This is a genomic window from Bacillus sp. FSL P4-0290, assembly GCF_037975435.1.
GTDB lineage: Bacteria > Bacillota > Bacilli > Bacillales > Bacillaceae > Bacillus > Bacillus subtilis.
In genome coordinates, this window is sequence record NZ_CP150253.1 from 1907207 (window position 1) to 1927846 (window position 20640).

Here is a 20640-nt window from a genome sequence, read left to right on the forward strand (position 1 = left end):
TAAACGTCGATTTCTGTTTGAAATCTGTTAAAATAAAAAGAGCAAATCAACGATTTTTGTCAGGAAGAATGTAGGTGGATAGGTTGTCATTAAATTACTTCGATATTATGGTTCTCGATTGTCTTTGCAAAATAAACGGGGAACGGTCGGGAAGCGCTGTTTTTCACCTATTCAAAGGCAAGAGATCGTCACAGACCATTCAAGATGCCGGCTTATTTCAGACTGCAAAATACTTTGGAATGGCGGCAAAATGTTCGAGAAGCGATATTTCTGCGTCGCTTGACAAGCTTGAAAAGCATTCATATCTCGCGCCAATGTCTGAATCAGATACATACAAAGTGACAGCCAGCGGCGCAGCAGTTTTGAGACATGCCCTTAGCGAGCGGCCTTGGCCCGTTCATTGTCACGGCGCTCATTATCAGCAGGCTGCCGGCGTGCTTTGGAAAAGGCTTTCGCTGCTTGTGCAGGTCCTATCCCATAAACAGCAAGGGAGCAGGCAGTATATCCCTGTCACAAAGGATCATAAGACACTTCACTGGGTAAAGAAATACCTGTCCCGGCATACGGATCATATAGAGATGGCAAAAAGCCTTTTTGCCATGCTTGAGGCGCATTTGAAAAAGATTGAAAACAAAGCAGCGCAAATTTTTGTCTACTCCTTAACCTCGCACCATCGGATCGGTTATACGAGCAGGCAGCTTGCTGATACGCTGAAAGAAGACGAATGGTATGTCTATATCATGTTTTGGGCTTCGGTACATTATTTTATTCATTCTCTTCCGGAGTGTGAAGATGCTTTGTTAAAGGATCTCCTTTCTGATGTGCACTTAGATAATGCCCTGACAGAGTCGACGAGGAAAACATGGCAGATGGTCAAACAAGGGTTTCCGATACAGCGAATTGCTGAAATCAGAAAGCTGAAAACAGCGACGATTGAAGACCACATTGTCGAGATTTCTCTCCATGAGCCTGCGTTTATGATTAATGACTATGTATCAGCAGAAGACCAGCTTCAAATCGCAGAGTTTGCCAAACGGATGCGGACGAATAAAATCAAACAAATTCGCGACGGGCTGGAACAGCGGTTCAGCTACTTTCAAATCAGACTGGCATTGACAAAGCAGGTGCAGCAATATGACTAAATTACAGCAAACGTTATATCAGTTTTTTGGTTTTACTTCCTTTAAAAAAGGGCAGCAGGACATTATTGAAAGCATACTCAGCGGGAAGGATACCATTGCAATGCTCCCGACTGGGGGAGGGAAATCGCTTTGCTACCAGCTGCCTGGTTATATGCTTGACGGCATGGTATTAATCGTTTCTCCACTGCTTTCTTTAATGGAGGATCAGGTGCAGCAGCTGAAAGCCCGGGGGGAAAAGCGTGCTGCAGCTTTGAACAGCATGCTTAACAGGCAGGAAAGACAATTTGTTTTAGAACATATTCATCGATATAAATTTTTGTACTTGTCTCCTGAAGCTTTACAGTCTCCATATGTATTGGAAAAATTGAAAAGCGTCCCGATCAGCCTATTTGTTATTGACGAAGCGCATTGTATTTCTGAATGGGGACACGACTTCAGGCCTGATTATTCAAAGCTCGGACAGCTGAGAAAAAAACTTGGACACCCGCCCGTTCTGGCATTGACCGCCACGGCTACAAAGGAAACGCTGCAAGATGTCATGAACCTGCTGGAGCTGCAGCATGCTGTACGCCATCTCAACTCAGTCAACCGCCCAAACATCGCACTGAGGGTTGAAAATGCGGCGGATACTGCCGAAAAAATAGATAGGGTCATTCAGCTGGTTGAAAACCTGCAAGGTCCGGGAATTGTTTATTGTCCGACACGGAAATGGGCTGAGGAATTAGCGGGTGAAATTAAAAGCAAAACGAGCAGCAGAGCCGACTTTTACCATGGCGGTTTGGAGTCAGGGGACAGGATTTTAATTCAGCAGCAGTTTATTCATAACCAGCTTGATGTGATATGTTGTACGAATGCGTTTGGAATGGGTGTCGATAAACCCGATATCAGATATGTGATTCATTTTCACCTCCCGCAGACGGCAGAAGCTTTTATGCAGGAAATCGGCAGAGCGGGCCGCGACGGAAAGCCGAGTGTCAGCATTTTGCTGCGGGCGCCAGGGGATTTTGAATTGCAGGAACAGATTATCCAGATGGAGAGTGTCACAGCTGAAGAAATCGCCGACGTGATCCGTGTGCTAGAGAAGACGGAGGAGCGGGATGAGAGAAGGCTTCGTGACGTATTACTTCAGTATGGCGTCGGAGAGACACAGGCCCGTATGATGATTCATCTCTTTATGCAGGGGAAAACATCAGTTGAACTGATGAAGAAAGAAATTTCATATCGCATGGAGCTGAAGCTGGAAAAAATGCACCGTGCATCATTTTTGCTTCAGCGTGATGGCTGTTTAAGGCAGGCACTATTAACCTACTTTGATGAATCATACGAGCCTGATGACGGAAACCTCCCGTGCTGTTCACATTGCGGTTTTGATTTATCCTTGTATGAACAAAAAGGGGAACGGAGTAAAATGGCGCCATTAGACAGCTGGAGTTCGGAATTGCACCGGATATTCAGCTTGCAGACTGTAGGTGAGCTGAACTGAAACAGCAAAAAGATTATATTCAGCATATGACTGACCGTGATATGCTGAAGCAGTTATATTTGACGCAGCTACTCATCATCTTTGCCGCTGCTGCAGCAGGACTGTTCTTTTTTGAGGATGTACGGGACGTATTAAAGCTCTGGGACATTCGCGATATGCGAATCATCTGGTATGGTGTTTCTATAGCTGTTATTGTTATTTTAGCCGATATGGCAGTAATGAAATGGTTTCTGTCTCATTTATATGATGACGGCGGAATCAATAAAAAAATATTCAGTAAGAGGTCAATCCCTCATATTATATTTTTAACGCTTCTGATTGCTTTCGCGGAAGAAATGTTATTCAGAGGAGTGCTGCAGACTCATATCGGTTTATGGGCGGCCAGCCTTATATTTGCCGCTCTGCACTTTCGGTATTTGTCAAAATGGCTGTTATTTATTATGGTGACAGCAATCAGCTTTTTGCTCGGTCTGATGTATGAATGGACCGGCAACTTATTTGTTCCGATGACGGCGCATTTTATCATTGATGCCGTGTTTGCCTGTCAGATTCGTTTTGAACATGTGAGGAGGGATAAACATGACGAACATGTCGAGAGTAGAGAGAAGAAAAGCCCAGAATCTTTATGAAGATCAAAACGCCGCATTGGCGGACGATTATGTCGATGATGGAGAAAGCCTTCCGACAAGACAATCTGTAAAAAATCAAAGAGAACAGAAAAAAAAGCAAGGCAAAACAAAAACGCCATTATTCACAGTACTCGCAGTAATATTTGTATTTGTGCCGGTTATCGTTTTAGTCACCTTATTTTATCTAAAGAGCCACCCGGATAATCATGACGATTATGAAGATGTTTTTATTGACAGCAGCCAAAGCAAATATGAGGTTGTCCCGAAATCAGAGGATAAAAACGATACCGCAGACACTAAAGAGACCGCACTGCAGAAGGAGTCAAAAAAAGAGCTTAAAGATTCCAAGCCAAAAGAGCCGGCAAAAACCGCTGATGATAAGAAACAGACTGCTGTAGCAGAAAAAGAAGACTCGGCAAATAAGGAGGAAGCAACCGCCGCGGCTGCTTCCTCTTCCCAATCAACAGTACAACAGCAAGAACAGCCGGCTGAGCCAGTTCAAAATGTGCCGAATCGCGTTGTCAAGCACACCGTCCAAAAGAAAGAAACGCTATACCGCATTTCCATGAAGTATTATAAAAGCCGGACAGGAGAAGAAAAAATTCGAGCGTATAATCATCTGAATGGAAATGATGTTTACACCGGACAAGTTTTGGACATCCCCTTAATGGATGAATAGGGTATTATTTTTATTTTACGTTCATATATTGTAGCAATGAAAATGGACAAGGTGTGAAGCGTATGGAATCCTTATGGAATCAGCTGGATCAGTTTACAGACGCGCCGACCAAACAGATGCTCCAAGCGCTGGTAAAACGAAAACAAAAATTCGAAAATTATGCAGCACAATGCCGCAGATGGCGATGGGCTTCACTTATCTGCCTAGGCTTATTATGTGTTATGATCATGATCAAAAGCCCGGAGCCTCAGCTTATACTTCAAGAAATACTTAGCCATACCTTTTATTTATTTTGGATGCTGGCAACCGCTTTTGCCTACTGCACTTCATATTATTTCAAGAAAAAGGAAGAAAAATCCGAGACTGATTTCCATAAACTGAGATGTGAAATTATTCAGAAAAGCACTGATCTCTGGCCGCAGCCCGATAAATGGAAGGCGAGAGAGTCTGTTTTTCATATGATGAAGCACAAATATGACATTAATCTATATTTTGAAAGTAAATAAAATGGGGCGTTTTCTCAAACGATAGAAACGTCTTTTTTTTATTGTCCGTCTTATTGATAAGTTCTAAAAAGAATGGAGAGTTTTTTATGAAGCTATCAGTGAAAATTGCCGGTGTACTAACTGTTGCGGCAGCGGCAATGACGGCAAAAATGTATGCAACAGCAAAAGGCAATCATTTGAAGACACATACGTTTCCTTTATCAAAGATGAAGGGCAAGCCGCCTCTGACAATCTTTTTTATTTCAGACATTCACAAACGTCTCATCGATCAAGACCTTTTAGAAAAAGCGCGAAGCCATGCCCCCCACTTGGTTATAATCGGCGGTGATTTAGCTGAGGGCGGGGTGCCCAGTGCGAGAATCGAGGAAAACATCAAAAGGCTCGTACATTTCGGGGTCCCTATCGTGTTTGTGTGGGGGAATAATGATTATGAAGTCAGGCAGCATAAGCTGTATTCCATATTTAAAGCGCACGGCGTCATCGCTCTGAGAAATGAGTCAGTCCCGTTTTCATACAATGGGCATACGATTGCGATTGCGGGGGTTGATGATATCAGGATGGAGATGGATCATTATGAGGAAGCCATCAAAGAACTTGATGAAAGCCAGCTGAATATTCTGGTTTGCCATAATCCGGAGATTCATGAACAAATCAATGAAGATGACGGTATTGATGTGATATTCAGCGGACATACCCATGGAGGCCAGATCAGGTTTGGAAAATTCGGTCCTTATGAACTGGGGAAAACAGGTATTGTTAAAAACGCGGCATATCTGATCAGCAACGGCTACGGCACGACAAAAGTGCCTCTTCGTTTAGGTGCTGAGCCTGAAACTCACATTGTGACTCTTTGCGGGCCAGAATAACTTCTAAAAAGCAAAAATCCGTATGGCAATAAAAACTGCATTGTGCTTGTCTTACTAGTGAACTCAGTGTAAACTGATAACAATTAAGAACCTATGACTCATCATCTCATATAATGTGTTATATGATTTGTGTGCAAGTAGAGGCAGGAGGGAACGTTATGCGGCTTGAGCGTCTGAATTATAATAAGATCAAAATCTTTTTAACCCTCGATGATTTGACAGACCGGGGATTGACAAAAGAAGACCTCTGGAAGGACTCATTCAAAGTCCACCAGTTATTTAAAGATATGATGAATGAAGCAAATACAGAGCTCGGCTTTGAAGCGAATGGACCGATTGCAGTGGAAGTGTATTCTCTCCAAGCACAAGGGATGGTCGTGATCGTAACAAAGAACCAAGACGCCGATTCAGAAGACGATGAGTATGATGATGATTACATCGAAATGCAAGTCAAGCTTGATGAAAGCGCGGACATCATATATCAATTCCATTCCTTTGAAGATATCATTCAGCTTTCAGAAAGCTTACAGCGAATCGGTATCACAGGGGGAACTGTCTACCACTATGACGGGCAGTACTTTTTAAGCCTTGAAGATCTAGGGTCACATACGGCTGAAGGGGTTGTGGCGGTTCTGGCTGAATACGGCAATCCGACAACTTTAACGATTTATCGCCTGCAAGAGTATGGTAAGCTCATTATGGACGGTAATGCCGTAGAAACGATACAAACTCATTTTTCATAAGAATGCAACGGAAAACTGCTGATTTCAGCAGTTTTTTTTCGTTAAAAAACATGGAAAAACATAACGTTTATTCTATGCACAGATCATATGAAGGTGTATACTATTCTCTGAAAGGGAGCATGTGAGAAACAGAAGATTCTAGGAGGTTAACTCAAATGGCAGCCGATCGAAACACCGGTCATACAGAAGAGGACAAACTTGATGTATTAAAATCAACCCAAACCGTAATACATAAGGCTCTGGAAAAATTGGGATATCCCGAAGAGGTATACGAATTGTTAAAAGAGCCGATGAGATTATTAACGGTAAAAATACCTGTTCGTATGGACGACGGTTCAGTAAAGATTTTCACAGGATATCGTGCGCAGCACAATGACTCTGTCGGTCCAACGAAAGGCGGGATACGTTTTCACCCGAACGTAACAGAAAAAGAGGTGAAGGCGCTTTCAATTTGGATGAGTTTAAAATGCGGCATAATTGATCTTCCATATGGCGGTGGTAAAGGCGGAATTGTTTGTGATCCAAGGGATATGTCGTTTAGAGAGCTGGAGCGTCTGAGCAGAGGGTATGTCAGAGCGATCAGCCAAATTGTCGGCCCGACAAAAGACGTGCCGGCACCGGATGTATTTACAAACTCACAAATCATGGCTTGGATGATGGATGAGTATTCAAGAATTGATGAATTTAATTCGCCTGGATTTATTACAGGCAAACCGCTTGTGCTTGGCGGATCTCACGGGAGAGAATCTGCGACAGCAAAAGGTGTTACCATCTGTATTAAAGAAGCGGCTAAGAAGAGAGGCATCGATATTAAAGGTGCGCGTGTCGTTGTCCAAGGCTTCGGAAACGCGGGAAGCTATTTGGCAAAATTTATGCATGATGCGGGGGCAAAAGTTGTCGGCATCTCAGATGCGTATGGCGGACTTTATGATCCGGAAGGCCTTGATATCGATTATTTACTCGACCGACGCGACAGCTTCGGTACCGTAACAAAGCTTTTCAACGATACCATTACCAACCAAGAGCTGCTGGAGCTGGATTGTGATATTCTCGTTCCTGCTGCGATTGAAAATCAAATTACAGAAGAAAATGCCCATAATATCCGGGCTAAAATTGTCGTTGAAGCAGCGAACGGACCAACAACGCTTGAAGGAACAAAAATTCTTTCAGACCGGGACATTCTGCTTGTACCAGACGTGCTGGCAAGTGCCGGTGGCGTAACAGTTTCTTATTTTGAATGGGTTCAGAATAACCAAGGCTTCTACTGGAGTGAAGAAGAGGTAGAAGAAAAATTAGAAAAAATGATGGTCAAATCATTTAACAATATTTACGAAATGGCTAACAACCGAAGAATTGACATGAGGCTCGCTGCATATATGGTCGGCGTTCGCAAAATGGCTGAAGCTTCGCGTTTTAGAGGCTGGATATAAGTTGATGATTTGCATAAAAATAAAAAATCTCCTATGATAAAATAGGAGATTTTTTTATTCGGAAATAGAAAATATGAAGTGAAATGCCAATCGCAGGAGTTGACAGAAATGATTCAAGAAAAAGCAATTATTATAGGCGGAGGACCTTGTGGACTATCTGCTGCCATTCACCTAAAACAAATTGGCATTGATGCCCTCGTCATCGAAAAAGGCAATGTCGTTAACAGTATTTACAATTACCCGACGCATCAAACCTTTTTCAGTTCAAGTGAAAAGCTCGAAATCGGAGATGTGGCATTTATTACAGAGAACAGGAAGCCTGTCAGAATTCAGGCTTTATCGTATTACCGGGAAGTCGTTAAACGGAAAAACATCCGTGTTAATGCGTTTGAAATGGTGCGTAAAGTGACGAAAACGCAAAATAACACATTCGTTATTGAGACGTCAAAAGAGACCTACACGACGCCATATTGTATCATCGCCACAGGCTATTATGATCATCCAAACTATATGGGCGTACCCGGTGAGGATTTGCCGAAAGTATTTCATTATTTTAAAGAAGGCCACCCGTATTTTGATAAAGATGTTGTTGTCATCGGCGGGAAAAATTCAAGCGTGGACGCCGCCCTTGAACTCGTGAAATCTGGGGCGCGTGTCACAGTTTTATATAGGGGCAATGAGTATTCTCCGAGCATTAAGCCGTGGATTCTGCCGGAATTTGAAGCTCTCGTCAGAAACGGTACAATCCGTATGGAATTTGGAGCTTGTGTCGAAAAAATCACCGAGAATGAAGTTGTGTTTCGCTCCGGAGAGAAAGAACTCATTACCATTAAAAATGATTTTGTATTTGCCATGACAGGCTATCATCCCGATCATCAATTTCTTGAAAAAATTGGTGTTGAAATTGATAAAGAAACAGGGCGTCCATTTTTCAACGAAGAAACGATGGAAACGAACGTTGAAGGTGTCTTTATTGCCGGTGTTATTGCTGCGGGAAACAATGCAAATGAAATATTTATTGAAAACGGCAGGTTTCACGGGGGGCATATCGCAGCGGAAATCGCCAAAAGAGAAAACCATTAAAGATGAGGAGCATATGATGCATTCGTATGCTCTTTTTGTTTTTTTAAGTGCAGACAGATGTAAAATTTTAAACAACATGGTAGGATAGATGTAGGAATATAAAGGAAAGAGGTTGCCTGATGTTTGCAATCATCTCTGCAGGAATTGCCCCCGGCATCGCGTTATTAAGTTATTTTTATTTAAAAGATCAGTATGATAATGAACCTGTACATATGGTGCTACGGTCGTTTTTTCTCGGGGTTGTTCTTGTATTTCCCATCATGTTTATCCAGTATGTACTTGAAAAAGAGAATGTAGGAGGCGGAAGCTTTTTCGTTTCTTTTTTATCTTCGGGGTTTTTGGAGGAATCATTAAAATGGTTTATACTGATGATCAGTGTTTACCCGCACGCCCACTTTGATGAGCATTATGACGGGATTGTGTACGGTGCAAGTGTATCACTCGGTTTTGCAACCCTCGAAAATATTCTTTATTTAATTGGCCACGGCGTGGAGCATGCGTTTGTCAGGGCGCTGCTGCCTGTTTCATGCCATGCCTTGATTGGCGTTATAATGGGATTTTACCTTGGAAAAGCCCGTTTTTCCGCTGATAAGGCGCGTGTAAAGTGGCTTACTCTTTCTTTAGTTGTCCCATCCCTTTTGCATGGATCATATGATTTTATCCTAACAGCGCTTAGCAATTGGATTTATTATATGCTTCCATTTATGGTATTTTTATGGTGGTTTGGTTTGCGTAAAGCGAAAAAAGCCCGTTCCGTTAATATGATGCAAGTATAGAAGCCGCACAGCAACCGTGCGGCTTTTTTGTGTGCAGTTTTTATGTTCTGAGGGATAACAAGGAAAGAGTGTATAAAAATAACCTCGTTACAGAAAATACGATTACACTTAAAAATTTGCAGTAGGAGGCTTGAAAAGATGAAGTCCAAAGGATCGATTATGGCATGTCTCATCCTTTTTTCCTTTACAATAACGACGTTTATTAATACTGAAACGATCTCTGCCTTTTCGAATCAGGTCATTCAAAGAGGGGCAACAGGGGATGATGTGGTCGAGCTTCAGGCGCGTCTTCAATACAACGGATATTATAACGGAAAAATTGACGGGGTTTATGGATGGGGGACGTACTGGGCAGTTCGAAATTTTCAGGATCAATTCGGGTTAAAAGAGGTTGACGGCCTTGTAGGAGCTAAAACAAAGCAAACCTTAATATGTAAATCAAAATACTATCGTGAATATGTCATGGAACAGCTCAATAAAGGGAATACATTCACGCATTACGGAAAAATTCCGCTAAAGTATCAGACGAAACCATCAAAAGCAGCAACACAAAAGGCAAGACAACAAGCAGAAGCACGGCAGAAACAGCCTGCGGAAAAAACAACGCAGAAGCCTAAAGCGAATGCGAATAAACAGCAAAACAATACACCAGCAAAAGCAAGAAAACAGGATGCGGTAGCAGCGAACATGCCTGGTGGATTTTCCAACAACGATATCAGGCTGCTTGCTCAAGCGGTTTATGGCGAAGCCCGGGGCGAGCCGTACGAGGGGCAGGTTGCTATTGCAGCAGTCATTTTAAACCGTTTGAACAGCCCGTTATTTCCAAATTCAGTAGCGGGGGTTATTTTTGAGCCGCTTGCCTTCACAGCAGTAGCCGACGGACAAATTTACATGCAGCCGAATGAAACGGCACGAGAAGCAGTGCTGGATGCCATCAATGGCTGGGACCCATCAGAGGAAGCACTTTACTACTTTAATCCGGATACGGCTACAAGTCCGTGGATTTGGGGGCGTCCGCAGATTAAAAGAATCGGTAAACACATTTTCTGTGAGTAGCAGATATGAGAAAGCATAAAAAGAGGTGTGATAAATGATCAGAGGAATTTTAATCGCCGTGCTTGGTATTGCAATAGTCGGTACAGGCTACTGGGGATACAAAGAACACCAGGAAAAAGACGCAGTTCTTCTTCATGCTGAAAATAACTATCAGCGGGCGTTTCATGAGCTTACCTATCAGGTGGATCAGCTTCATGATAAAATCGGAACAACACTTGCCATGAACAGCCAAAAATCACTGTCGCCTGCATTGATCGATGTGTGGAGGATTACATCAGAAGCTCATAACAGCGTCAGTCAGCTGCCGCTTACATTAATGCCGTTTAATAAAACTGAAGAGCTATTATCAAAGATCGGCGATTTCAGCTATAAAACGTCAGTCAGAGATTTGGACCAAAAGCCGCTTGATAAAAACGAGTATACATCACTAAATAAGCTATATCAGCAGTCCGAAGATATACAAAATGAATTGCGTCATGTTCAGCACCTTGTCATGAGCAAAAACCTTCGCTGGATGGACGTAGAAATGGCTCTGGCTTCTGACGAAAAACAAAGTGATAATACGATTATCAACAGCTTTAAAACAGTCGAAAAAAATGTTGGTGCATTCTCCACTGGCACTGATCTTGGCCCGAGTTTCACCAGTACGAAAAAAGAAGAGAAAGGCTTCAGCCATCTGAAGGGAAAACAAATTTCCGAACAGGAAGCAAAACAAATTGCTGAGCGCTTTGCCCCAGATGACAATTATTCAATTAAAGTGGTAAAGAGCGGAAAAAAAACAAATCGCGATGTATATAGCATCAGCATGAAAGACCCAGACCATAAAGCAGTGATTTATATGGATATTACGAAGAAGGGCGGGCATCCGGTATACTTGATCCAAAACAGAGAAGTGAAAGATCAGAAAATCAGTTTAAATGACGGATCGAACCGAGCGCTTGCATTTTTAAAGAAAAACGGATTTGAAACAGATGATTTGGAAATTGATGAAAGTGCCCAATATGATAAAATCGGTGTATTTTCATATGTTCCTGTTGAAAATAAAGTCCGGATGTACCCCGAGGCAATTCGTATGAAAGTGGCCTTGGATGACGGTGAGGTTGTCGGCTTTTCAGCAAGAGACTTCCTCACATCTCACAGAAAAAGAACCATACCTAAGCCTGCAATTACTGAAGCAGAGGCAAAGTCTAAATTAAATAAAAATGTACAAGTGAGAGAAACAAGGCTCGCTTTGATTACAAATGAACTAGGTCAAGAAGTGTTATGCTACGAAATGCTTGGGACAATTGAAAATGACACATTCAGAATGTATATCAATGCCAAAGACGGATCGGAAGAAAAGGTTGAAAAACTAAAAAATGCAGAACCTATATATAAAGACCTATAAAAACAGGAGGAAAGGACTAAATGTCTTTTCCTTTTTTTCATTACGTGCTTTAATAAAAACGTGAGTATATTGAATGCGAAAGAGTGAAGTCAATGATAGAGATTGGAGAAAATGTACTTTTAGAATATATAGAAGAAAATGAATTGAAAAAGGCAAAAAGCAAGGCGGTCAGCATCGAAAACAATGAACTTTTGATCGCGTATCCTGTTGATGTAGTTACAGGGCGAACTGTGATTTTACATAACGATATGGAAGTAACGGTAGAGTTTGTGGGAAAAGACGAAGTTCCTTATCGCTTTATAAGCCGTATAAAAGGTAAAGTGAAGGACAAACTTCAAATGATCTGTCTTGAAATGCCTCCCCGTGAAAAAATGAAAAGAATCCAGCGCCGCCAATATGTAAGAACTGATGCGGTATTAGATGTGCAAATTCAGCCGGGAAATGAAGAAGAGATCCGCACACTATCCTATAACATCAGTGCAGGCGGCATCGCCGTGGTTTTAGCTGATGGCCTTTCTTTTCAATCGGGGGAATCATTGCGCCTGATCATCCGTCTTCCTGAAGAGGAGCACACACGTCAAATAGAAACAGAAGCAGTTGTCAGACGAATCTTTAATGACCCCAAGTCAGAAAAACGAAAAATGACTTTAGAGTATTCAGAAATTGCAGCAGGTGACCAGCAGGCTTTGCTTCAATACTGCATCAGGCGCCAGTTAAATAAGAGAAGAAAGGCCCGAATGGAATAAACATCGGCAAACACTTCCATACTATTTGTAATGGAGGTGCTCCAATGAAAACATTTGAACGGCTGCTGATCAAATTATTGTTCATTCAGGCCATCATTTTACTTGGTGTCCAATTTCTTTTTCACTATCAGCATATTGAACCATACGTATCAAAAGTGATTCAATATGAAGGGGTGGATAAAATGGAGGAAAACAATAGGATTGAAACCTTCAAACATTAATTATTCATCAATTTTTCACCCTTTTTCATAAAGTTCGTGATACAATCCTTAGAGGAGAAAAGAGCAAGGAGAGGAATTATGGAAAAGAAATTATCGATTGCAATCGACGGCCCGGCAGCTGCGGGGAAAAGCACCGTTGCCAAAATTGTGGCTGAGAAAAAATCGTACATATATATTGATACAGGAGCGATGTATCGGGCGATTACGTACGCGGCTTTACAGGAAAACGTTGATCTGACAGATGAAGAAAAACTGGCTGAGCTGCTAAAGCGGACAGACATTGAGCTGATTACAACAAAAGATGGACAAAAAGTGTTTGTAAACGGCACCGATGTAACTGAGGCGATCAGAACAGATGAAATCAGCAACCAAGTTTCAATTGCGGCCAAGCACAGAAGTGTCAGAGAAGAAATGGTGAAACGCCAGCAGCAGCTTGGGGAAAAAGGCGGCGTCGTCATGGATGGTCGTGACATCGGGACGCATGTGCTGCCAAATGCAGAAGTAAAAATCTTTCTTTTGGCATCTGTGGAAGAGAGAGCGAAACGCCGTTATGAAGAAAATGTGAAAAAAGGCTTTGATGTCAACTACGAAACATTAATTGAGGAAATTGCAAGAAGAGACAAGCTTGATTCAGAGCGCGAAGTATCTCCGCTGCGTAAAGCAGAAGACGCTCTTGAAATCGACACGACATCGCTTTCCATTCAAGAGGTAGCTGATAAAATCCTCGAGGCTGTGGAGCAAAAGTCCCGCTGAGGATGGCAAATGCCACTTTTTTTGAATTTTTCAACGAAGATAGAATGTTATTGCTTGACAAACCTGTCCTTTTATTAGAAGTTAATACTAATAAAACTTTTTATTGATCATTCAAAAAACTTTTTTGGATGATTCTTTAATACATATTCGGCTAAAAGCGGGCATGTTATATGTTCAGCTTTCAAACCGTTTTAATTAAGCTGTGTAGGTTTGGACCAAGGAGGTTATTCAAATGACAGAGGAAATGAATCAAATTGATGTTCAAGTGCCAGAGGTTGGAGATGTAGTTAAAGGGATTGTGACAAAGGTAGAAGACAAACATGTAGATGTAGAAATTATCAATGTCAAACAATCCGGTATTATTCCAATCAGTGAATTATCAAGTCTTCATGTAGAGAAAGCATCGGATGTTGTTAAAGTAGACGACGAGCTTGACCTGAAAGTAACAAAAGTGGAAGACGATGCTTTGATTTTATCTAAACGTGCTGTTGATGCAGACCGCGCTTGGGAAGACCTTGAGAAAAAATTTGAAACAAAAGAAGTGTTTGAAGCTGAAGTGAAAGATGTCGTGAAAGGCGGCCTTGTCGTTGATATCGGCGTTCGCGGTTTTATTCCGGCATCACTTGTTGAAGCACATTTCGTTGAAGACTTCACTGACTATAAAGGAAAAACACTGTCACTGCTCGTTGTAGAGCTTGACCGTGATAAAAACCGCGTGATCCTTTCACACCGTGCTGTTGTTGAAAGTGAACAAGCGAATAAAAAACAAGAACTTCTTCAGTCTCTTGAAGTTGGAAGTGTACTTGATGGCAAAGTACAGCGCCTGACTGACTTTGGCGCGTTTGTTGATATTGGCGGCATCGACGGACTTGTACACATTTCACAGCTTTCCCACTCTCATGTAGAGAAGCCGTCTGACGTTGTTGAAGAGGGACAAGAAGTAAAAGTGAAAGTGTTATCGGTTGACCGTGATAATGAACGTATTTCTTTATCGATCAAAGATACACTGCCTGGACCTTGGAACCAAATCGGCGAAAAAGTGAAGCCTGGCGATGTGCTTGAAGGAACTGTACAGCGTCTTGTAAGCTTCGGTGCCTTTGTTGAAATCCTTCCAGGTGTTGAAGGTCTCGTTCATATTTCTCAAATTTCCAATAAACACATCGGCACGCCGCATGAAGTCCTTGAAGAAGGACAGACTGTAAAAGTGAAGGTTCTTGATGTGAATGAAAATGAGGAGCGCATTTCATTAAGCATGCGTGAACTTGAAGAAACGCCTAAAGCTGACCAGGAAGATTACCGTCAATATCAAGCGAAGGAAGAAACAAGCACTGGCTTCCAGCTTGGAGATCTGATCGGAGATAAGCTGAATAAACTAAAATAATTGGTGATAAACGTGACTCGAGCAGAACGAAAAAGACAACACATCAATCATGCCTTGTCCATCGGCCAGAAGCGGGAAACAGGTCTTGATGATATTACGTTTGTTCACGTCAGTCTGCCCGATCTTGCATTAGAACAAGTAGATATTTCCACAAAAATCGGCGAACTTTCAAGCAGTTCGCCGATTTTTATCAATGCAATGACTGGCGGCGGCGGAAAACTTACATATGAGATTAATAAATCGCTTGCGCGAGCGGCTTCTCAGGCTGGAATTCCCCTTGCTGTGGGATCGCAAATGTCAGCATTAAAAGATCCATCAGAGCGTCTTTCCTATGAAATTGTTCGAAAGGAAAACCCAAACGGGCTGATTTTTGCCAACCTGGGAAGCGAGGCAACGGCTGCTCAGGCAAAGGAAGCCGTTGAGATGATTGGAGCAAACGCACTGCAGATCCACCTCAATGTGATTCAGGAAATTGTGATGCCTGAAGGGGACAGAAGCTTTAGCGGCGCATTGAAACGCATTGAACAAATTTGCAGCCGGGTCAGTGTACCGGTCATTGTGAAAGAAGTCGGCTTCGGTATGAGCAAAGCATCAGCAGGAAAGCTGTATGAAGCTGGTGCTGCAGCTGTTGACATTGGCGGTTACGGGGGAACAAATTTCTCGAAAATCGAAAATCTCCGAAGACAGCGGCAAATCTCCTTTTTTAATTCGTGGGGCATTTCGACAGCTGCAAGTTTGGCGGAAATCCGCTCTGAGTTTCCTGCAAGCACCATGATCGCCTCTGGCGGTCTGCAAGATGCGCTTGACGTGGCAAAGGCAATTGCGCTGGGGGCCTCTTGCACCGGAATGGCAGGGCATTTTTTAAAAGCGCTGACTGACAGCGGTGAGGAAGGACTGCTTGAGGAGATTCAGCTGATCCTTGAGGAATTAAAGTTGATTATGACCGTGCTGGGTGCCAGAACAATTGCCGATTTACAAAAGGCGCCCCTTGTGATCAAAGGTGAAACCCATCATTGGCTCACAGAGAGAGGGGTCAATACATCAAGCTATAGTGTGCGATAAATGATAAAAGCCCAAAACCATATGTGGTTTGGGCTTTTTGTATTATGATTTTCGCTTTTTGAATCTTCCGTTTTGTTCAAGGCTTGTCGCTCCGTCATAGTGAATGGACTGGTCGCGATCTGATTCGACTCTGCCTGAAGCTTTGAGTTTTTTCTCTTGTCTGTCTTTTCCCATGATCATACTCCTTAATGTGAGATCGATTGTTTAAAAAATGTGCTTGAACTCCATACTGGGAATATGGAGGAAGTAAAATGGAACAATTTTATTACTATTGGTCAATGTGGTTTCTGTGGGTTCTGACAACATTTATTTTTGAAAAGACGAAAAGACGAATTGCCGTCTCTGTCTTTATTTTAACTAATATTATTCTAAGCATACATGACATCGCTTTATATTTTTCCCTGAATGCTGCATATTTGATGTTTTTCGTTTGCGGATGTGTCTATGCCGGGTATTTGGGAATGTATCGTTTTCGTTACATCATGGTCTATCTGACGCTTGTTGCCGCGTATGCGTTTGTTTATCTTTTTGCATTATATGACCCGGTTTGGTTCATCATAAAACCTGAGTGGGCTGCTGTTATATTAATAGTGCTTTTAACAGCTTCTGTTGAAAGGAATTTTGAGAAGCAGCTTGTCTTATTTGTCCTAGGGATGTGCCAAGGCGAACTGGTGTATTCATTTGTGATCCAGAAGTTGGCCGGGGCTATGGCTGTCGGCGGCTTTCAATGGCTGAATGCGTGTTCTGCGGGGATGATATTGCTGTTTGGCATATCTAAATACGAACACCTCGCAAGCCAGATTGGTCAGAAAAGCAAAAGATCAAACAAAGGAGCTACCAAAATGTCATGAGTGATTACATCTATCCGATTATTGCTGGGGTCATTGCCGGAATTGCGACAAGGCTTTATATGCTGAAAACGGATTACCGCCAGTATCCGACCTATGTTCATGGGAAAGTGATTCACATCGCACTGGGGTTGATAGCGGCTGGTTTAGGTGCAATTATTATGCCGGCGCTTTTGCAGGAGGAATTTACGGCCATCACATTTTTAACATTGGCAGCGACGCAATTTAGAGATGTCCGAAACATGGAGCGGAACACATTGACGCAAATGGATTCGTATGAACTTGTCTCAAGGGGAAGCACATATATTGAGGGGATTGCCATTGCGTTTGAAAGCAGAAATTATATTGTGATCTTTACAGCGCTTTTGACAACCTCTGCGTATGTGTTTTTATCCATCTGGGCTGCAGTCATAGCGGCTGTCGTTTGTTTTTTACTGGCCATGAAGTTTATGTCGGGCAGTGTGTTGAAGGATATTGTAGATATCGAGTACATAAAGCCGCGCTTTGACGGTCCGGGACTGTTTGTTGATAATATTTATATGATGAATATCGGGCTTCCAGAGAAACAGGAACTGATTTTAAAGCATGGCATGGGCTTTATTTTGACGCCGAAAAACTTTAATTCAGCAGCGACGATAGCAAATTTAGGGCAGCGTCAGGCCATTTTATTTGATGTTTCCAATGTGCTCGGGGTTTATCGGGATTCAGGAGAGCCATCTTTGACACCAATTGCAAAACGGGATTTAAATGATGGGAGAGTGGCAGTATTTGTTCTCCCGCAAATTCACCATCCCGAAACGGCTGTTCAAATTATTAGCAATGTTCCAACCCTGGAAAATGCGATTAGAATGCCGACTGAATTTATCAAGAATCAGGATAAGGTGATAGGATGAGTGAATCTCTTACGAAAGTGATTTTGTCTGTAATCACGACAAATCGAAATCGGGTTGCAGGGGGAGCACCTGTCTTTTTTTGCAATGACCAAAAGGAGATGGAGCTTTTCGCTAAAAATCTTGAGGCGATCCTTGATGGAATAGCTCACAGAATCGGAGATGACGTGTATTTGATCGTGAAACATTTTTAAGAATAGTTGTGATCCCAGTAAAAACTGATATAATAAATGAGTTAAGCCCTTCCTCTGAAGGGTTTCTTTTCATAAAAGTGAATGAAATGATTTTAATAACCGGTTGAAAATTTATGTAAAAATGAAAGCGGCTGGATTGAAAGGAAGGGTACTATGGGTAAACCTGTCGTAGCCATTGTCGGGAGACCAAATGTAGGAAAATCCACAATCTTTAACCGGATTGCGGGAGAAAGAATTTCAATAGTAGAAGATACCCCTGGCGTGACAAGGGATCGGATATACAGCTCGGCTGAATGGCTGAATTATGATTTTAATTTGATTGATACGGGCGGTATTGATATCGGTGATGAGCCGTTTTTAGCGCAGATTCGCCAGCAAGCTGAAATCGCCATGGATGAAGCGGACGTGATTATTTTTATGGTGAACGGCCGTGAAGGCGTGACAGCTGCTGATGAAGAAGTGGCGAAAATTTTGTACCGCACAAAAAAGCCTGTTGTTTTAGCGGTTAATAAACTGGATAACACAGAAATGAGAGCGAATATTTATGATTTTTATTCGCTAGGCTTTGGCGAGCCGTATCCAATTTCGGGAACACACGGACTCGGACTGGGTGATTTACTGGATGCCGTTGCAGAGCATTTTAAAAACATTCCTGAAACGAAATACAATGAAGAAGTTATTCAATTCTGTCTGATCGGACGTCCAAATGTCGGAAAGTCCTCACTTGTGAATGCGATGCTCGGCGAAGAACGCGTTATTGTCAGCAACGTGGCTGGAACGACAAGAGATGCTGTTGATACGTCATTTACTTACAACCAGCAGGAGTTTGTCATTGTCGATACTGCAGGTATGCGAAAAAAAGGGAAAGTCTATGAAACGACTGAGAAGTATAGTGTACTGCGGGCGCTGAAAGCGATTGACCGCTCAGAAGTCGTGGCGGTTGTGCTGGATGGCGAAGAAGGCATTATTGAACAGGATAAGCGCATCGCCGGCTATGCACACGAAGCGGGCAAGGCCGTCGTCATCGTCGTAAACAAATGGGATGCTGTTGACAAAGATGAGAGCACGATGAAAGAATTTGAAGAAAATATTCGCGATCATTTTCAATTTCTGGATTATGCGCCAATCCTATTTATGTCTGCCTTAACGAAAAAACGGATCCATACTCTGATGCCTGCGATTATCAAAGCTAGTGAAAATCATTCACTTCGAGTTCAAACAAACGTCTTAAATGATGTCATCATGGACGCTGTGGCAATGAATCCGACACCGACTCATAACGGTTCTCGTTTGAAAATTTACTATGCGACTCAAGTGTCGGTAAAGCCGCCAAGCTTCGTTGTGTTTGTAAACGATCCGGAATTGATGCATTTTTCATACGAACGGTTTTTAGAAAACCGAATCAGAGACGCGTTCGGTTTTGAGGGGACACCAATCAAAATATTTGCAAGAGCTAGAAAATAAAAAGGTGTGAAGCAAATATGAAAAAAGTCACAATGCTCGGAGCGGGGAGCTGGGGAACAGCACTGGCTTTAGTGTTAGCTGATAATCATCACGATGTAACCATGTGGGGGCACCGTGCAGATCTGATCCATCAAATCAATGATCAGCATGAAAATAAAGATTATTTGCCGAACGTCAAGCTTCCAGAATCAATAGAGGCAACAACGGATATGAAGACAGCTGTTTCAGACGCAGATTTCATTATCGTTGCGGTCCCGACAAAAGCAATTCGGGAAGTGCTGAGACAGGCTGTCCCTTTTATAACGAAAAAGGCAGTCTTTGTTCATGTCAGCAAGGGTATTGAGCCAGATTCACTTCTGCGCATTTCTGAAATTATGGAAATTGAGCTCCCGAGTGATGTCAGAAAAGATATCGTTGTCCTTTCCGGCCCGAGTCATGCGGAAGAAGTAGGGCTGCGGCACCCCACAACTGTTACTGCATCTTCAAAGAGCATGAGGGCAGCAGAAGAGGTGCAGGATCTATTTATTAATCACAATTTTCGGGTGTACACAAATCCTGACATTATCGGAGTTGAAATCGGAGGGGCTTTAAAAAATATTATTGCCCTTGCTGCAGGGATTACAGATGGTTTAGGGTACGGCGACAATGCCAAAGCTGCTTTGATTACACGCGGACTTGCCGAAATCGCGAGACTCGGAACGAAAATGGGCGGAAATCCTTTGACGTTCTCTGGATTGACAGGAGTAGGCGATCTGATTGTGACGTGCACAAGTGTTCATTCCAGAAACTGGCGTGCGGGCAATTTGCTCGGAAAAGGGTACAAGCTTGAAGATGTTCTTGAAGAGATGGGAATGGTAGTCGAAGGCGTCCGCACGACGAAAGCGGCTTACCAGCTTTCGAAGAAATATGATGTTAAAATGCCGATTACAGAAGCTCTCCATCAGGTCCTGTTCAACGGACAAAAAGTGGAAACCGCTGTTGAATCTTTAATGGCGAGAGGGAAAACCCACGAGATGGAGGATTTGGTAAATACGTTTGAAAATCAAGTGAAGTAAAAGTATCAATCGTATGGTGAAACGCATATCTTAATTGAACGAAAGCCCGAAAAACAGAAGAACACCCAAGTCTTGGGATCTCCTGAAACATTTTGCCGATTTAGGCAATAGAGGATGCATCTGTATACCAAGTCGCATACTATAGCATCGAAGTCCAAGAGAGTGTTTCTTAAACGTGCAGGTGAATATAGTCAAGTTGACTGAAGCGAAGGTCCCCCTCTTTGCTTCAGTTTTTTTGTTCTATCA

General features: G+C 42.6%; 23 protein-coding genes. 22 read left to right on the top strand and 1 reads right to left on the bottom strand.

What is annotated here, in order from left to right; all coding sequences use genetic code 11:
* Positions 1-83 precede the first annotated feature (83 nt).
* The 17 genes from MKY10_RS10250 to fni all read left to right on the top strand — a co-directional run bounded on the left by MKY10_RS10250 (position 84) and on the right by fni (position 15943).
* The gene (locus tag MKY10_RS10250) at positions 84-1142 is read left to right on the top strand and encodes a helix-turn-helix domain-containing protein (RefSeq protein WP_004398594.1); all 1059 of its coding nucleotides are present in this window, start codon (positions 84-86) and stop codon (positions 1140-1142) included.
* Positions 1135-2625: an ATP-dependent DNA helicase RecQ gene (locus MKY10_RS10255; RefSeq protein ID WP_048655119.1), complete on the top strand. Its 1491-nt coding sequence runs from the start codon at positions 1135-1137 to the stop codon at positions 2623-2625. The genes MKY10_RS10250 and MKY10_RS10255 overlap by 8 nt, the downstream gene beginning before the upstream one ends.
* Positions 2626-2651: 26 nt before the next feature.
* Positions 2652-3254, top strand: a complete 603-nt coding sequence (locus MKY10_RS10260) for a CPBP family intramembrane glutamic endopeptidase (protein ID WP_339226433.1) — start codon at positions 2652-2654, stop codon at positions 3252-3254.
* Entirely contained in the window at positions 3205-3933 is a 729-nt protein-coding gene (locus MKY10_RS10265; RefSeq protein WP_114523461.1) for a LysM peptidoglycan-binding domain-containing protein, read from the top strand. The genes MKY10_RS10260 and MKY10_RS10265 overlap by 50 nt, the downstream gene beginning before the upstream one ends.
* Positions 3934-3995: 62 nt before the next feature.
* Positions 3996-4439 (top strand): YpbF family protein, encoded by a 444-nt coding sequence (locus MKY10_RS10270; RefSeq protein ID WP_003230531.1) that lies wholly within the window; start codon positions 3996-3998, stop codon positions 4437-4439.
* Between the two features lie 86 nt (positions 4440-4525).
* A complete protein-coding gene (locus MKY10_RS10275; protein WP_015251802.1) occupies positions 4526-5305 on the top strand; it encodes a metallophosphoesterase in 780 nt (259 codons plus the stop codon).
* 158 nt (positions 5306-5463) lie between these two features.
* Positions 5464-6048, top strand: a complete 585-nt coding sequence (locus MKY10_RS10280) for a genetic competence negative regulator (protein WP_003230533.1) — start codon at positions 5464-5466, stop codon at positions 6046-6048.
* 155 nt (positions 6049-6203) lie between these two features.
* A complete protein-coding gene (gene gudB / locus MKY10_RS10285) occupies positions 6204-7478 on the top strand; it encodes an NAD-specific glutamate dehydrogenase (protein ID WP_003230536.1) in 1275 nt (424 codons plus the stop codon).
* 108 nt (positions 7479-7586) lie between these two features.
* Positions 7587-8561, top strand: coding sequence for a YpdA family putative bacillithiol disulfide reductase (locus tag MKY10_RS10290; RefSeq protein ID WP_004399008.1), 975 nt, complete (start codon positions 7587-7589; stop codon positions 8559-8561).
* A 119-nt stretch (positions 8562-8680) separates the two neighbouring features.
* Entirely contained in the window at positions 8681-9337 is a 657-nt protein-coding gene (gene prsW / locus MKY10_RS10295) for a glutamic-type intramembrane protease PrsW (protein ID WP_003230542.1), read from the top strand.
* A 138-nt stretch (positions 9338-9475) separates the two neighbouring features.
* Positions 9476-10393 carry a spore cortex-lytic enzyme gene (gene sleB, locus MKY10_RS10300; RefSeq protein ID WP_004398523.1) on the top strand — a complete coding sequence of 306 codons (918 nt, stop codon included), beginning with the start codon at positions 9476-9478 and terminating at the stop codon, positions 10391-10393.
* A gap of 34 nt (positions 10394-10427) precedes the next feature.
* Positions 10428-11780 carry a germination protein YpeB gene (ypeB, locus tag MKY10_RS10305; protein ID WP_003230547.1) on the top strand — a complete coding sequence of 451 codons (1353 nt, stop codon included), beginning with the start codon at positions 10428-10430 and terminating at the stop codon, positions 11778-11780.
* Positions 11781-11872: 92 nt separating this feature from the next.
* On the top strand, positions 11873-12526 hold the full coding sequence (dgrA, locus tag MKY10_RS10310) for a cyclic di-GMP receptor DgrA (protein WP_003230551.1): 654 nt from the start codon (positions 11873-11875) through the stop codon (positions 12524-12526).
* A gap of 44 nt (positions 12527-12570) precedes the next feature.
* Positions 12571-12747 carry a YpfB family protein gene (locus tag MKY10_RS10315; protein ID WP_003230553.1) on the top strand — a complete coding sequence of 59 codons (177 nt, stop codon included), beginning with the start codon at positions 12571-12573 and terminating at the stop codon, positions 12745-12747.
* A 78-nt stretch (positions 12748-12825) separates the two neighbouring features.
* Positions 12826-13500 (top strand): (d)CMP kinase, encoded by a 675-nt coding sequence (gene cmk, locus MKY10_RS10320; protein ID WP_003230555.1) that lies wholly within the window; start codon positions 12826-12828, stop codon positions 13498-13500.
* Positions 13501-13732: 232 nt separating this feature from the next.
* The gene (gene rpsA / locus MKY10_RS10325; protein WP_003230556.1) at positions 13733-14881 is read left to right on the top strand and encodes a 30S ribosomal protein S1; all 1149 of its coding nucleotides are present in this window, start codon (positions 13733-13735) and stop codon (positions 14879-14881) included.
* A gap of 12 nt (positions 14882-14893) precedes the next feature.
* Positions 14894-15943 (top strand): type 2 isopentenyl-diphosphate Delta-isomerase, encoded by a 1050-nt coding sequence (gene fni / locus MKY10_RS10330; protein ID WP_004399098.1) that lies wholly within the window; start codon positions 14894-14896, stop codon positions 15941-15943.
* A 42-nt stretch (positions 15944-15985) separates the two neighbouring features.
* Here fni and MKY10_RS10335 read toward each other — a convergent pair whose 3' ends face one another.
* Entirely contained in the window at positions 15986-16117 is a 132-nt protein-coding gene (locus tag MKY10_RS10335; protein ID WP_003225499.1) for a YpzI family protein, read from the bottom strand.
* 77 nt (positions 16118-16194) lie between these two features.
* Here MKY10_RS10335 and MKY10_RS10340 point away from each other — a divergent pair, with 77 nt between their 5' ends.
* The 5 genes from MKY10_RS10340 to MKY10_RS10360 all read left to right on the top strand — a co-directional run bounded on the left by MKY10_RS10340 (position 16195) and on the right by MKY10_RS10360 (position 20394).
* Positions 16195-16794, top strand: a complete 600-nt coding sequence (locus MKY10_RS10340; RefSeq protein WP_003230560.1) for a hypothetical protein — start codon at positions 16195-16197, stop codon at positions 16792-16794.
* Complete coding sequence (locus MKY10_RS10345; RefSeq protein ID WP_003230562.1) at positions 16791-17684, top strand: YIEGIA family protein; 894 nt, start codon at positions 16791-16793, stop codon at positions 17682-17684. Before MKY10_RS10340 ends, MKY10_RS10345 begins: the two co-directional genes overlap by 4 nt.
* Entirely contained in the window at positions 17681-17875 is a 195-nt protein-coding gene (locus tag MKY10_RS10350; RefSeq protein WP_003230563.1) for a hypothetical protein, read from the top strand. Before MKY10_RS10345 ends, MKY10_RS10350 begins: the two co-directional genes overlap by 4 nt.
* Positions 17876-18028: 153 nt before the next feature.
* Positions 18029-19339 carry a ribosome-associated GTPase EngA gene (gene engA, locus MKY10_RS10355; RefSeq protein ID WP_003230565.1) on the top strand — a complete coding sequence of 437 codons (1311 nt, stop codon included), beginning with the start codon at positions 18029-18031 and terminating at the stop codon, positions 19337-19339.
* 17 nt (positions 19340-19356) lie between these two features.
* A complete protein-coding gene (locus tag MKY10_RS10360) occupies positions 19357-20394 on the top strand; it encodes an NAD(P)H-dependent glycerol-3-phosphate dehydrogenase (RefSeq protein ID WP_015251807.1) in 1038 nt (345 codons plus the stop codon).
* Positions 20395-20640 lie beyond the last annotated feature (246 nt).